The sequence below is a fragment of the Lederbergia sp. B243.17 genome (assembly GCF_057657925.1).
The window spans coordinates 1-13,543 of sequence record NZ_JBWBKF010000066.1 but is presented as its reverse complement, the minus strand read 5'-3'; the positions used below and the strand labels follow the sequence as shown (position 1 = coordinate 13,543).

Annotated in this window: 11 protein-coding genes and 1 pseudogene; 4 read left to right on the top strand and 8 right to left on the bottom strand. The window is 48.6% G+C overall.

The window, feature by feature from the left end:
* The first annotated feature begins 350 nt into the window (after positions 1-350).
* Together AC0TWI_RS12155 and AC0TWI_RS12150 are read left to right on the top strand one after the other, a co-directional pair.
* Entirely contained in the window at positions 351-533 is a 183-nt protein-coding gene (locus tag AC0TWI_RS12155) for a hypothetical protein (RefSeq protein WP_488126605.1), read from the top strand.
* Between the two features lie 112 nt (positions 534-645).
* On the top strand, positions 646-2,052 hold the full coding sequence (locus AC0TWI_RS12150) for a YsnF/AvaK domain-containing protein (RefSeq protein ID WP_488126604.1): 1,407 nt from the start codon (positions 646-648) through the stop codon (positions 2,050-2,052).
* Between the two features lie 33 nt (positions 2,053-2,085).
* Here AC0TWI_RS12150 and AC0TWI_RS12145 read toward each other — a convergent pair whose 3' ends face one another.
* Genes AC0TWI_RS12145 through AC0TWI_RS12135 form a run of 3 tightly spaced genes read right to left on the bottom strand, consistent with a single transcriptional unit; the run spans position 2,086 to position 4,857 of the window.
* Positions 2,086-2,553: a low molecular weight protein-tyrosine-phosphatase gene (locus AC0TWI_RS12145; RefSeq protein WP_488126603.1), complete on the bottom strand. Its 468-nt coding sequence runs from the start codon at positions 2,551-2,553 to the stop codon at positions 2,086-2,088.
* A gap of 15 nt (positions 2,554-2,568) precedes the next feature.
* On the bottom strand, positions 2,569-3,927 hold the full coding sequence (locus AC0TWI_RS12140) for an APC family permease (RefSeq protein ID WP_488126602.1): 1,359 nt from the start codon (positions 3,925-3,927) through the stop codon (positions 2,569-2,571).
* Between the two features lie 24 nt (positions 3,928-3,951).
* The gene (locus AC0TWI_RS12135) at positions 3,952-4,857 is read right to left on the bottom strand and encodes an acetamidase/formamidase family protein (RefSeq protein ID WP_488126601.1); all 906 of its coding nucleotides are present in this window, start codon (positions 4,855-4,857) and stop codon (positions 3,952-3,954) included.
* 139 nt (positions 4,858-4,996) lie between these two features.
* Between AC0TWI_RS12135 and AC0TWI_RS12130 the strand changes: the two genes are divergently transcribed.
* Positions 4,997-5,416 carry a VanZ family protein gene (locus AC0TWI_RS12130; protein ID WP_488126600.1) on the top strand — a complete coding sequence of 140 codons (420 nt, stop codon included), beginning with the start codon at positions 4,997-4,999 and terminating at the stop codon, positions 5,414-5,416.
* Between the two features lie 275 nt (positions 5,417-5,691).
* Here AC0TWI_RS12130 and AC0TWI_RS12125 read toward each other — a convergent pair whose 3' ends face one another.
* The 4 genes from AC0TWI_RS12125 to secA2 all read right to left on the bottom strand — a co-directional run bounded on the left by AC0TWI_RS12125 (position 5,692) and on the right by secA2 (position 10,974).
* Positions 5,692-6,873, bottom strand: a complete 1,182-nt coding sequence (locus AC0TWI_RS12125) for a M14 family metallopeptidase (RefSeq protein WP_488126599.1) — start codon at positions 6,871-6,873, stop codon at positions 5,692-5,694.
* A 66-nt stretch (positions 6,874-6,939) separates the two neighbouring features.
* Positions 6,940-7,428, bottom strand: a complete 489-nt coding sequence (locus AC0TWI_RS12120) for a sigma-70 family RNA polymerase sigma factor (protein WP_488126598.1) — start codon at positions 7,426-7,428, stop codon at positions 6,940-6,942.
* A gap of 268 nt (positions 7,429-7,696) precedes the next feature.
* A complete protein-coding gene (locus AC0TWI_RS12115) occupies positions 7,697-8,587 on the bottom strand; it encodes an accessory Sec system S-layer assembly protein (protein WP_488126597.1) in 891 nt (296 codons plus the stop codon).
* Between the two features lie 11 nt (positions 8,588-8,598).
* Positions 8,599-10,974 (bottom strand): accessory Sec system translocase SecA2, encoded by a 2,376-nt coding sequence (gene secA2, locus AC0TWI_RS12110; protein WP_488126596.1) that lies wholly within the window; start codon positions 10,972-10,974, stop codon positions 8,599-8,601.
* Positions 10,975-11,151: 177 nt separating this feature from the next.
* Here secA2 and AC0TWI_RS12105 point away from each other — a divergent pair, with 177 nt between their 5' ends.
* Positions 11,152-13,092: an S-layer homology domain-containing protein gene (locus tag AC0TWI_RS12105; RefSeq protein ID WP_488126595.1), complete on the top strand. Its 1,941-nt coding sequence runs from the start codon at positions 11,152-11,154 to the stop codon at positions 13,090-13,092.
* 109 nt (positions 13,093-13,201) lie between these two features.
* On the opposite strand, the pseudogene AC0TWI_RS12100 reads toward AC0TWI_RS12105, so the two are convergent.
* Positions 13,202-13,543: pseudogene (locus tag AC0TWI_RS12100) on the bottom strand (transposase); the annotation flags it as partial.

The following is a 13,543-nucleotide window of genomic DNA, read 5'->3' as shown; positions in this document are numbered from 1 at the left end:
GAAAAGCGGAGGGCGATTGATCAGGGGCGACAAGCGCTGGAGGAAAAGAGCGGGTGGATGATTTTCAATCCACCTGATCTTTTTCGAAGCGACCTCGAGCCCCTATCGCCCGCAGCTAGACAAAGAAAAGCGGAGGCGCCTTGCTCAGCTGCGCCAAGCATAAGACGAGAAAGGAAAAAGGCGCTTTCCAGCCTTTAGCCTTTCTTGGCTTATGACCTCGAGCAGCTAGGCGCCGCAGCTAGACAATTGAAAAGCGGAGGGCCGCTGATCAGTCCCCCTTCATAAAAAACCATCACCAGAACGATCCATCTTCAATAGTGGATCGTTCTTTTTCATAGGAGGAAGAGAAAGTGAAAAAAATGAAAATCAGCTTCGGTCTCCTCATTAGCCTGATCGCCTTTTTTCAATCCTGGCAGGGATTTGCACGGAAAGAATGGCTGTATGGGATCATTTTTGGACTAACAGGGCTGCTGCTGGCGGCTATCCATCTTTATGAATGGATGTTATTGGCGAAAGACAAAAAATGGAGATAATTCCATATTACATTAACGTAACAGAGCGCTTGCTCCGTTTTGGATGATGAGGTGGGGGTATTAGAATAGAGGACGCCGCAATCGGCAAAAAAACCAAGGAGGTTGAAATTCTATGAACAACAAGAAGTTTATTGGCACTTTTCACTCAGAAGAAGAGGCAATACGCAAAATAGATGAATTGAAATCCGAAGGTTATGCAAACAATGATATTTACGCCGTTGCAAAAGATCACGATGACATTTCCATGGTTCGTGGCCGTACTGATGTCGATACTCAAACTGTAGACGGAAGCTGGATTGACCGTTTTATGGCCTTCCTTTCTGGAGATGAGCCAGTACGCGGGGCCCTGCGCAATATGGGTTTGACAGATGCGGATGCAGATCGTTACTACACAGAAATCGAAAGCGGTGCGATTCTACTATATGTGGACAAGGATTATGATACGCTTTATAGCGGTGAGAACATTGCTACTGCGGCAGATCCAAACCTTGGACCGGATCCCCTTGATGCAACAGGAACTGGTTCTTATGTTGAAAATGAACATACGACAAACGCGTATGCAGTGAACAATTCGCTTAATGAGCATGATGGGGAGCAGAAAATGCGCCTCTACGAAGAGAAGCTGAACATCGACAAGCAGGAAGTCCCTCGCGGAGAAGTGAAGGTCGAGAAGAACATTGTAGAAGAACAGCAGAATGTTGATATTCCGGTATCCCGTGAGGAAGTGTATATCGAGCGCCGCGAAGTGGACAATCCATCCGCCTACGGTGAAACAGCTGCCGCTTTTGAAGATGACGGGAAAACGATCCGGATTCCTCTTTCTGAGGAAAAGGTTGAAGTGACAAAGCGACCAGTCGTAAGCGAGGAAATCGTCGTCGGCAAGAAGAAGGTGGAGGATACTGAAACAGTCCGTGAAAAAGTCCGCCGTGAAGAAGCACAATTCGAAGGGCTGGATGATACACCGCGTATGGGAAACGGAAACACCGCCTCAACCGGATATAAGAGCCGCCAATACGACGTGACTAACAGCACGGGAGTAAACAATCAAAACAACAGAGACTATAATGTGGGTTCTACAAAAGGCTACAGCAATGAAAATAATTTTGACGACAGCTTGAAAGCCCAAGGTTTCTATGAAAATAACCAAAATCAAACAACAGACAAGACTCAGTATACAAACAACAATGTGCTTGATAGTGATGTCAGCGCACAGGAAAGCAACAAAGATCTCGGGCAGTACCAGAACCACAATAATTTTGACGACAGCCTGCAGGCCAACGGCTTCTATGAAGGCAAGGACAAATTCACCGATGATACACGTGACAGCGTCTATCAAAACAAATCCTATTCCGATTCAGGTAACGCTGATAACACCTACCGAAGCGACTCATATGAAATGAAGGGCGAAAATATTTATATGAAGGACCCTGAAGATCAATTGCTGTCAACAGAGAAGAATTTGCGTGACGAGCGAAAAGACGGTCTCCAGTCCCGCAAAAATAACCCGTTTAATGACTAACGGAAAAAGGGCTGCCAATACGGCAGCTCTTTTCTATTCCAAACTATTTTCCTCTTTGATTAACGCAAGCAATGCGGCACAGCCCTCCGTGACAAGGGAGTATGTTTCCTCGAAGTCCCCGGTATAGTAGGGATCTGGAACATCCTTTTTTACGTTTGTCAAATCGAGAAGGCGGATGATACGGGTGTGATCTTTCCCCGCCGCAATCTCCTTCATGTTGCTAAGATTGCTTTCGTCCATCCCGATGATGTAATCGAACACGTCAGCATCTTGCGTAGAAAACTGGCGGCTGCGCATGTCTCCCGCCGGAATTTTGTATTTTTCAAGTATGCCGAGTGTGCCTTTATGAGGTGGAGCGTCGACATGCCAGGAGCTGGTGCCGGCAGAATCGGTCTCTATTTTTCCTGCTAGCCCTTCTTTTTCAACCATACTTCGAAAAATGGCCTCCGCCATCGGGGAGCGGCAAATGTTCCCCAGGCAGACAAATAAAACTTTGATCATATGAATCACCCTTTATTACATGCTATCATCAATTTTCGTATCTTTTTTGATAAACTTCAAGTATAAGAAATAAAGGATACCGATGCCGAGCCAGATGAAGCCGAGCTTTTTGGCGAGTGGGTCCAAGTGGAACCAGACGAACCCAACGATCAAAAACCCGACGGCAGGTAAAACGAGATGACTGAAATATTTTTTGCTCTTTTGTTTCCGGATATAGTAATTGATAACGGAAACATGCAAAATCAAAAAGGCGGACAGGGCGCCAAAGTTTACAAGAGACGCAAGCTGACCGATCTGTGCTGCGAAAAATACTGTGACAAAGAAGGAGATTACAGCGACAAAGATCGTGCTGATGTAAGGCGTCTTGAATTTTTCATGAACTTTGGAGAGCACATGAGGCAGCTTCCGGTCGCGCGCCATGCTAAAGAGAATCCTCGAAATGGCGGCCTGTGCGACAAGCGCATCGGCAATCCCCCAGGCAATGACGGTTGCAATGATCGTCATCCATTTCAGCCATGGTCCTCCGGCAATTTCAGCGATCTGATAGAAAGCGGTGTCGACATTTTCAAACGTAGTGAAGTCAGGCCAAATAAGAGCGGCAACCCATGTTTGGATGATAAAAAGGACGCCGACAACCAAGAGAGATGCAATAATGGCGTTGCCAATTGCCTTTTTGCCGCCTTTCGATTCCTCCGCAAGTGTGGAAACCGCATCAAAGCCGAGGAAGCTAAGCACAGCGATCGAAACGGCTCCCATCACAGTGGCCAATGAAAAATGCTCCTTGTCGTAAAGCGGCTTGAAGGTAAATTCCGCCCCGTTCACATGCTGGGCAACCGCAATGACGCCCGCCGTGACAAAGATGACAAGAACGATCAGCTCTAGAACGAGGATCACTTTATTGGTCTTTGCTGTAAATTCAATTCCCATCACGTTGATGACAGTATTAATGCCGATAAAAATGAGCAGCCAAACGATGATCGGCACTTCAGGCACGATGTCGGCGAGAGCTGCAGCACTGACGAGATATAGCAGGGCCGGGACAAAGATGTAGTCAAGCAGGATAAGCCAGCCGCCGAAAAAACCGGCCGTCTCATTGATTCCGTGTTGGGCATATGAATAGACCGATCCCGAATACGGAATGGCCTCTGACATGCGGGCATAGCTGAGTGCGGTGAAGATCATCCCGATCATCCCGATTACATAGGCGAGAGCGACCATGCCTTTTGCTCCGGTCGCCACCTCTCCATAAATACCAAACGGCGCAATCGGCACCATGAAAATCAACCCGTAAATCATCAGGTCCCAGAACGTGAGGGCCCTTTTTAATTCTTGTTTATATTCTGGCCCTGTATTATTTAGCTTTACAGCTTCCATCCCAACTCCCCCTTATCCCCTTCATTATGAAAATATTTTTATATCATAGGCATCCAAGAACCATTGCGGCACAAAAAAGCGAGCTGTCATCAGCGGATCGACAATTTGCGAGATTTGTGATTGACCAATTGCGCTCATCAGCATCGCCATTTCCGCAACGTCCAAATTGGTATGCGGAAGCAGGAGGTCAATCATCTCCTCGACAGCTTTTTTCGCGGCCTCATCAAGTGTCTCGGCGGAAACGAGTATGTAGAGACCGTCCTTGTTTTTGACGAGGGGATGGTTCAAAGCTTTCCCTTTTTTCACTTCCAGCGTCAAGTCAGCTTTTCCGCCAACTTCGATGCCGGATACGCCAATTTCGCCGTCACCCATCGCTGCATGCATGTCACCAAGGCCAAACAAAGCCCCTTTTTGGAAAACAGGGAAGTAGATAGTGGCCCCTTCTGTGATCATAACCGTATCCAGATTTCCTCCATGGCTGCCCGGTGTCCCGCATGGAACCGGTTCGCCTTCCGGGGCAACACCGATGACGCCAATCATTTTATTGAGGGGGATGTGGATTTTTTCATTAAATACGGCTTTCCCGTTCTCAATCGGAAGAATCTTTACCGTGAATTCTTCTATCCTGTGGCCCATCACCCCTAGATCAGCGCCTGTCGCCAGGACACCGCGATCCTCAATATCAAGTTCGTGAATTGTAACAGCAAGCACATCGCCGGGCTCTGCACTTTCGACATAGATCGGCCCAGTTGCAGGGTTGATCCGGTTCCAGTCAAGGCTGTTCATTGTCGTTTCATTCGTGGTAATCTGATCCTCGAAGCAATCATAGGCATGAACCGAGATTCTGCTCCCGGACTCCACTTTTGCCACAGGGGCATGATCCTTCGAAAAAGAATAAATCGGTGTTCCGCGTTCAATTGTTTTTGCCATTAGAATAGTCTCCTCCTGTAAGTGTTGGTTTTTATAATTGTATGACATTTCTAATAATTATGCTAGGCCTATGGACTCTCATGACAGAATGGGGATGTGTTACAATGGAAAATATTCGTTTAGAGAAGAGGGGGAAGGAATGCCGAGAAAGTATTGGGCGCTGCTTGTTATCGTATGCTGCGGGGGGATTTTCCTCGCGACTGCTTCACCCGCGTCGACAGGGGATCAGACAAAGCAGTGGATCACTGAACTGCTGCCGCTGACTGACATACAAGCAAGGTTACTGAATGTCGCTCTGCGAAAGCTTGTTCATGTCGTGACATTCGCTATGTTGGCTGTGCTCTTTTATGGACTGTTCGAGAGGCGTTTTTGGCCGGCTTGGCTTGCTGCGACAATTTACGCGGCAACGGATGAACTGCACCAGTACTTTGTCCCGAACCGAACCGGAGCTGTGCTTGACGTTATGCTTGATGCAGCGGGAGCGTTAGTCGGGCTTTTGATAGCCCGCCGCTTTGCGAGCGTAAACAATAAGCGAGTACGTAATACATATAAGGGATAAGCAGGAGGATTGCAGCAGTGAGAAAGAGTCACTGCAGCAGTCTTTTTTTTATGAATTCCAGAGGGGTGAGAGGAGAGAGGAGGACGATCAATGTGCCCGACGGAAGCGGCATGCCCCGGCGAGGGTCACATAGAGATGTCCAATGTTCCCGCCGTAGTCTCCGAGCCTAACTCTCAGCCACATAAACAAATCCCAGTCGCCACCAAAAAAGCGACCGAAGAATCGGTCGCTAAGAAAACCCTGCTCTCTCCCAAATAACCTCCAAGCCCCATCCCCTATATCAACGACCTCACCAGCAAAGGGGAGACGTCCCGGTAAATCTCATCGAACTGTGAGATCGGGAGCGGATTATGCCCGAGACCGAGTTCTACAGTGAAGCCGGGCTTGCGGAAGTCTTGGATGAACCAATCTTTATAGCCGGCATAGCTGTCGACGTATTGGACGGCGCGATAGCCGCTGACTCGTGCAAACTCGGCAGCAAGCATGGCGGATTCAGGCGGTTCGAGGCCCTCGAAGCCCCAGTAGATTTCCTTTCCTTGCGTATGAAGGGCAAGGAGGCGGTCGTAATTCTGTGTTCTCACCAGGTCTGCCATTACCTTCGTTTCCGGCTCGGTCAGCGGGGCCGTTCCTGGAAAGTCGCGAGGCCCCGGCTCTTTCGGTTTTCGCTCACTCTCGAACTCCCATCTGGCTGGGAATTGTTTGTTCAGGTCGACGCCGCGGATGTTTGCCTTCCAGCCGGAAAAGTCCTCGCTGCCTCGGTTCAGCCGTAGCAATTCATCTCTTCTTTCTGCAGGCGGGCCGTTCAAGACAAGATCGACTCCGTCCGGGTTGACCATCGGAATAGCGATGAGCCGGCTCCCCGTATACATCGCGGTTGCGGGAACTCCTCTGAATGTCATTCCGTTCGTCAAGGCGAGCAGGTATTCATTCAAAAATGTCATTAGCACTGGAGTGGTGATCCATTCATTCGCATGGAAGGAGGCGTTGACTTGCACATTACGGCTGCCCCGGCCTATGGTCGCTTCATGCATCGGTTTCCCAAGCACGCTTTCGCCGGCTGTTCTTCTGACGATAAAGGGATAGATCGATTGTAATCTCGCCAGGTCAGCGGCGAGCAGGCGGGAATCGTAATTTCTCCTGCCATTCACGATCGGTTCCGTAACTCTGACGGGGATCCGGATCGATTCGCCAACTGGCAATTTGTTTGGATTTACATCCTGGTTGAGCAACAGCAGGGCATCGACGGATATATTCCCATCTCTCGCAATTTTCCAGAACGTATCGCCTTTTTTTACGGTTCGGCTGACTTCTGTGAATCCAGGTATGGAAACGGCCGTCCCCGGTTTTAGAGAGGCCGGGTCCAGATCGCGGTTTGAATCGACAATGAGCATGACCGGGGTGAAAAAGAGCTGGCTATAGTACCAAAATGTATCCCCAGGCCTGATCTGTACTTGCATACCATCCCTCCCGAAAAGTTCCTCTTTTAAAGGTATGTGAACGGATGGAAAACATGCCCGGCCGATTCAGCCTGTAACCGCAGTGCTTTTTCTCAGCTTATCCATGGCACCGGCCCGCCACTTTTTCACTGCGGAGACAGAGACTTTTTCAAGCTTTGCGATTTCCGCAACGGATAGACCATGGTGGAAGGTGAGTACGGCCCATCTTTTTTGCTTATCTGTGAGCTCGGAGAGGTAGGAAAGGAAGGTTTCCATCTCCAGCACGCGGAACTCATCCGGATCCGGCACAGCTCCCCAGAAAATCTCATCAGGGTAGACATGTTGTTCGTCGTTCTTCCTGTGCTTTGTCAGTTCCATCATCATCCGGCCTTTGATGTAAGAATACGCGTAGCTGCTCAATTTCCCCTTAGCAGGGTCAAGCTGCTTCCACGCATCCCAGAGGGCAATTAAGCCGATCTGAAAAAACTCTTCTTTGTTTTTGTAAATGGACAGCGAACGCATCACATGATAAATCATCGGTTTGTACTGCTCAGCAATTTCATTAAAACCATCCATCGAAGTTTCCTTCCAGGAGGCGCGCCAGCCAATGTATTCCCGGGTTCTCTATACAATAGAAGAAAGGGGGAAGGGGAGCGAACGATGGAAAGGGAGGACTCGAAGGCAAAATTGAATTTTGGTGGGGGATTTTCAGGGCAAAAGTTGAACTTTCCTTGGACGAAAACCCCGAAAGCGCCCCATTTTCAGGACGAAAAAGGTTTTTAGCCAATATAGACAAGCGAAAAAAAAGGACCTTGCCGCCCTGGCAAGGTCCTTTACATCCTATTTAGCTATTTTGCGGCGGGTACGCTCTCCATTTCGAGAAGTCAGGGTCTTGCTTGAAGACCATGCTCTTAGGGAAGATAAACGTCCATGGTTTGCTTGTATTTGCTTTCACTTCAAAATCATCAAGCTGGAAGCCGCCTTCTGCGACTTTGTCTCCCGCTGCGTCTTCCACGATCAGCGGCAGCTTCTCGATCTTAACGTTTTTCAGCGAGCCATTGCGGACGAGCATCGTCACGCGCAGCTGGCCGTCGTCAGCAAGCGATGCCTGGAGGCCGAGAAAGTTGACTTCGCCTTGTTTTGGCGGTTCGATTGTGTTGATCAATTCCTTCAGCTTGTCTTTATCTGCGTCAGCAAGCGATTTGTCCCAGCTGTCCGCCAGATCAAGCTGATGCTTTTTCTTCAGTTCGAATGCGAGTTTCCAGCCGTCTTTCGGAAGCTCCGTCGTCAGCAGATCCTTCTTTTCGAAAATGAAGTTCCAAGGACGGCTGCTAAGCGGCGGGATTTCACCAAGCTCGCCAAGGTCGAACGACTTGCGGCCGATGACCGTTCCATCTGCATCAAGAAGAAGGAGCGGCGTTTCCTCGAGCTTAATGCCGGAATTGATCGAGCTCCGGACGAAAGCCGTAACGGCGAATCCGCCGTCTCTCGTCTCGTTGATCTCAATTCCGGAGAGGGAAAGCTGGTTCGGCTTGAGTGGCGGGCACTCGTTGTTCATGAAGCGGAGCACGTAAAGCTTTTCAGCCGGCACCGACCACATCGGATGGATCGAAAGCTCTGTATCAATGTCCGCATCGGAATCTTCAACCGCTGATGCTCCTTTTTGAAGCAATTCATCTGATGAAATCGTGCTGTCCTTGCCTTGTTTCTTCTTTTTTCCTTTAAAAAATAACATGGAGATCCTCCCTATTCATTCTCTGTTTGTAACGGGCTGAAATGCTGCAAAAGCTGTACGGCGAGTCTGCATGCATCTTCTTCGATTTTGTAATACGTAAAGGTGAAGACTTCCAAACCTTCGCGCTGGTACTGGCGAATCGGGTCTTCCTGGCTGTATCCGCGCAAGCCCATTCCTTCCTTCAGGCGGGTCATTGCCTCGAGATGCTCAATCCAGTTTCCGTCCAAAACCCGGAGCACATGGCCGCCGAGCTGCTGGGCGAGGTTTGGATATTCAGATACGATGCCTTCGAGTCTTTCAGCAGTCGCTTCCAGCAGTTTTTCAATGATCGAAAGGACCTCTTTCTGATTGCGGATCTCTTCCGGATCAAGCGGCTGAATCGGTTCAAGCGAAATGAGGTTCACTTTTTCCATCAGCGGCTCAAGCTGCCAATTGAATGGACTCTCATCATCCGGGCAATAGCGCTCAACATAGTGGGCGCCAAGGCTCTTGAACATCGGCAGGATGTCTGCGACCGGGTTTTCGCTTTCCAGCAAATTGCTCCGGAGCTTATAAATGATGTTCCGCTGTTCGTTGACAACGTCATCGAGTTTAAGCGTATATTCACGGGCCGAGAAGTTGGCGCCTTCGCAAATCCGCTGTACTCGGTCAAAGAAATCATTGATATCCTTGTTCTGGATCCGTCCCTCTTCATCCGTCTTCAGCTTGTTTTCAAGCTTTTCAAGCTGCTCGGGGGCAAAGCGGCGTACGAGCTCATCTTCAACTGAAATGTAAAATTGGCTCGATCCCGGGTCGCCCTGTCTGCCGGCCCGGCCTTTCAGCTGGTTGTCGACGCGGCGGCTTTCATGGCGCTCTGTTCCGATAACGTGGAGACCGCCTAATTCAGCGACACCTTCGCCAAGCAAAATATCGGTACCACGTCCAGCCATATTCGTGGCAATCGTTATATGATTTTTCTGGCCAGCCATGGAAATGAGCTCAACTTCCTTCTCGACGCTTTTCGCGTTCAAGAGGGCATACTCAATCTTTTCCTTGTCGAGGTATTCGGCAAGTGTCTCCGATTGGAGAATCGATGTCGTCCCGATCAGGATCGGCTGTCCTGTCGCGTGACGCTTTTTCACTTCTCTTACAACCGCTTCATACTTATGTTTTGCCGTTGCGAAGACGATATCTGGCATATCTTGGCGGATTTTCTCGCGATTTGTCGGAATCGGGATGACATCCATTCCGTAGATTTCCTGGAATTCCTTTTCTTCGGTTTTTGCCGTACCGGTCATGCCTGCCAGGATTGGATACATGCGGAAATAGTTCTGAATCGTGACTGTCGCCTGCATTTTGTTCTCATCTGTGAGTACAAGGCCTTCCTTCGCTTCGATCGCCTGGTGGAGGCCGTCAGACAAGCTCCGGCCTTCCATAATCCGGCCGGTGAACATGTCGACAAGCTCAACCTTTCCTTCACGGACGATATAGTCAACATCACGCTTGAAAATGACCTGGGCGCGGAGAGACTGGATCATATAATGATAGAGTGTTTGATGTTCAAGGTCATAGAGATTGTCGATTCCGAACGCTTTCTCAATCTTATTGATGCCTTCTTCGGTGAAGTTTGTTGCCTTCGTCTCAGGATCGTATGTGTAATCCTTCTCGACTTTGAACCGCTTCACAAGTTGGGCAGTGACAAAGAACAGCTCAGAGTTGAGCGATGTTTTTCCGGCGATGATCAGCGGTGTCTTCGCCTCGTCGATCAGGATGCTGTCGATTTCGTCGAGGATCGCATAATGGTAGGGGCGTTGAACGCGTTCATCCGCCCTTGTTGCCATATGGTCGCGGAGGTAGTCGAAACCGAACTCGGTACCGACACCATATGTAATGTCGGCGTTATATGCATCTTTCTTTTCGCTCGGGGTCGTCTGGCTCACATTGAGGCCGACAGTAAGACCGAGAAATTCATGGATTTGGCCGTTAATCTCCCGGTCGCGCGTAGCTAAATAATCATTGACCGTGATAACGTGCACGCCTTTGCCTTCCAGTGCACGCAAATAGCTTGGCAGGGAGGCGACAAGTGTTTTTCCTTCTCCTGTTGCCATTTCGGAAATGTTGCCGTCAAGCAAAGCGAGACCGCCGAGAATCTGCACATCAAAATGGCGCATGCCGAGCACACGCTTCGATGCTTCTCGGACAACCGCAAACGCTTCTACTTTAATGTCTTCCACTGTTGAGCCATTCGCCAGTTTTTCTTTGAACTGAACCGTTTTCTGTGCTAATTCCTCGTCGGACAGACCAGAAACTTTTGATTCATAGGCGTTGACTTGCTGAAGAGTTTTTCGGTACTTCTTCAGCGTTTTTTCCTGGGGACTCCCAAATGCCTTTTTAATGTATGTGATCATTCATAGTCTCTCCTTACAAACAGTTGAATCTAGTATACCATAGATGGTTTTGGCGGATACAGTTTAATTATGGAGGATTTTGCTAGATTGGCTGGTAGTATTTTGGCAGAAACATGTGGAAAAGGGGGAATGATTTTGCTAGAGTAGTAGTATCATGAATGAGGGGAGTTTTCTGACATGAAGCGCGTATACATATTGGCCCTGACACTTGTTATGAGCCTGTTCGTCGTTTCGCCTGCAGGTGCGGCAAATGATTTGTCAGGCCATTATTTTGAGAATGACATGAAGCAGCTGATTGCAAAAGGAATTATGGAGGGATTCGAGGATGGCACATACAGGCCGGATGCCGAATTGACGCGGGCACAATTTGCCCAGCTGATCGTAAAGGCGCTTGAGCTTGACGTTGTGTCACCGGATCCAAAGAACGAGGCGGATTTGCCGCCTGTGCAATATATCGATGTGAAACCGGGTGCTTGGTACGAGGAAGCAGTAGCCGGTGCCTCAAAAGCCGGGATTATCAGCGGATACCCTGACGGCAGCTTCAAGCCGAACGACAAGATTTCGCGCCAGCATATGGCGATCATGGTCGCCAACGCGCTGAAAGCGAAAGGAATGATCTTTGAAGGACAGAAAGCGGTCAATTTCGCTGACGCCAAGGACATCCAGCAGGCGTCAAAAGAGTCTGTCCAAATCGTCTACAATCTCGGCATTATCAAAGGGACTTCAACGAGCCCGCTGAAGTTCTCGCCAAAAGCGTACACGACAAGAGGAATGGCAGCTGCTACGCTGAATCGAATGCTTACTGCTTTAAACCCGCCGAAAAAGCTGGACTTTGAAGTGGCAGTTCCTTCTAAAAGCGGAATGGATGTAAAAAAAGACTATGCGACGTTTGATGAAGCGAGAAAAAATGTAACTGGCAATGAAGTGATTGTAAAAGGGAACAAGATTGTTTGGATGCCAAGCGGAATCGCAGCAGCCAATAAATTTACGGAAATCTATGAAGATGCAGCTTTTAAAACGGCACGGACATATGTCTCAACAGGTTCCGAGCTGAAATATATCGGAGCAACAGACAAGGCAGTTCAAGTTGAGCTTGCAGGCAAAAAGGGATATGTAAAACAGGACAATGTGAACCTGATCCCGCCAAGCCTATCTGACGGCCGCTCCTATTATAAAAATGAAAACGGCCAGCTCGTCCATTATATTTTTAACCCGATCAGCAAAACATACGCTTCGACTGGAGTAATCGGCACTGCGCCAAGCTTCATGGCGGTCGGACAAAATTACTATAGCTGGGACGGGGCCGCTTTTACAACGGCTGCCGGAAACCAGGCGGGGCAGGGCTATCAATACTTCCAATTCCTCCCGCTGAGCACAGTTTCGAACTACACGGCTGAAGAATTGGACAAGTTCCTGGAAACAAACTATCCGGAAGGCCATAAAAAGAAAGTATATAATGGGAAAAAACTCGACAAGAGCCCATTGGTTGGAACAGGAAAGTTCTATAAAGCGATGGAACAGAAATACAAAGTGAATGCCTTGTATTTGATGGCACATGCCATTCACGAAAGCGACTGGGGAACAAGTGCGATTTCCCAAGAGAAGAACAATCTGTACGGCATGCAGGCCTATGACTCCGACGCTATGAAAAACGCAAAAACGTATAAGAGTTTTGAAGAGTCGATTGAAGATGCTGCAAAATACGTCTCTGGAACTTACCAGAATCCGAAGGGCGCTTACTATAACGGCGCGGTTCTCGGCAATAAAGCAATCGGCATGAACGTAAAATATGCCTCCGATCCATATTGGGGCGAAAAAGCCGCTGGTCATATGTACCGGGCTGACCAATATCTCGGACGCAAGGACTTCGGCAAGTTTGAACTCGGCTTTACTACTGAGCCGAACTTGAACATCCGCAACGCCGCCGGCACGAAAAACACATCAGTCGTCTATACGCTGAAAAATACAGGCATTCCTGTCATCATCAAAGGGGAGGAAACGGTTGAAAGTGCTGTCTGGTATAAGATCCAGTCAGACGACCAAAGCCTTCTCGACGCGTATGCTTACGGAAAAGGCTCGCTTGGCGAATATGTCAAAAAGCTGCCGGTTGCGAAGTAATCAAAATATGTACGAAAAGAAGGAGGCTGGGACATAACTAGTCTCTAACCAAGAGAAAGGTGAAATTGAGCAAGACAATTTCACCTTTCTCTTTTTAATGTGTATAAATTTAGGATCCACTTGCTGTGTTGGCCGTAAACTTACGTAAGTTCACGGCCATTAACGCGAATCCCATTTCATTTTCCACGTACCGAAAATCGAGTGAACGCCAAATTAGCCTTCAGAAATCCAAAAAATGGTTCTACGTCGATCTTGCGTCGGCGGTAGATGGAACCCAATTTTTCATCCGAAAGCTTCGCTCTCACATATTCTTTTTGCTTTTCCCATTTCTCATTCACCAGTACCTTTCGATGGTTTCTCTCTTTTGCTTTCGTACAAGAGGAACGGAATGGGCATCCCGAACAGTCTTCGCACTCATAGATTTTAAACGTTCGCTGGAATCCGAATTTGT

What these genes read in the sequence shown, in the direction of transcription:
- AC0TWI_RS12150 (WP_488126604.1), top strand. Translation starts at nt 646, where the DNA reads ATGAACAACAAGAAGTTTATTGGCACTTTTCACTCAGAAGAAGAGGCA.
- AC0TWI_RS12145 (WP_488126603.1), bottom strand. Translation starts at nt 2,553, where the DNA reads ATGATCAAAGTTTTATTTGTCTGCCTGGGGAACATTTGCCGCTCCCCG.
- AC0TWI_RS12140 (WP_488126602.1), bottom strand. Translation starts at nt 3,927, where the DNA reads ATGGAAGCTGTAAAGCTAAATAATACAGGGCCAGAATATAAACAAGAA.
- AC0TWI_RS12135 (WP_488126601.1), bottom strand. Translation starts at nt 4,857, where the DNA reads ATGGCAAAAACAATTGAACGCGGAACACCGATTTATTCTTTTTCGAAG.
- AC0TWI_RS12130 (WP_488126600.1), top strand. Translation starts at nt 4,997, where the DNA reads ATGCCGAGAAAGTATTGGGCGCTGCTTGTTATCGTATGCTGCGGGGGG.
- AC0TWI_RS12125 (WP_488126599.1), bottom strand. Translation starts at nt 6,873, where the DNA reads ATGCAAGTACAGATCAGGCCTGGGGATACATTTTGGTACTATAGCCAG.
- AC0TWI_RS12120 (WP_488126598.1), bottom strand. Translation starts at nt 7,428, where the DNA reads ATGGATGGTTTTAATGAAATTGCTGAGCAGTACAAACCGATGATTTAT.
- AC0TWI_RS12115 (WP_488126597.1), bottom strand. Translation starts at nt 8,587, where the DNA reads ATGTTATTTTTTAAAGGAAAAAAGAAGAAACAAGGCAAGGACAGCACG.
- secA2 (WP_488126596.1), bottom strand. Translation starts at nt 10,974, where the DNA reads ATGATCACATACATTAAAAAGGCATTTGGGAGTCCCCAGGAAAAAACG.
- AC0TWI_RS12105 (WP_488126595.1), top strand. Translation starts at nt 11,152, where the DNA reads ATGAAGCGCGTATACATATTGGCCCTGACACTTGTTATGAGCCTGTTC.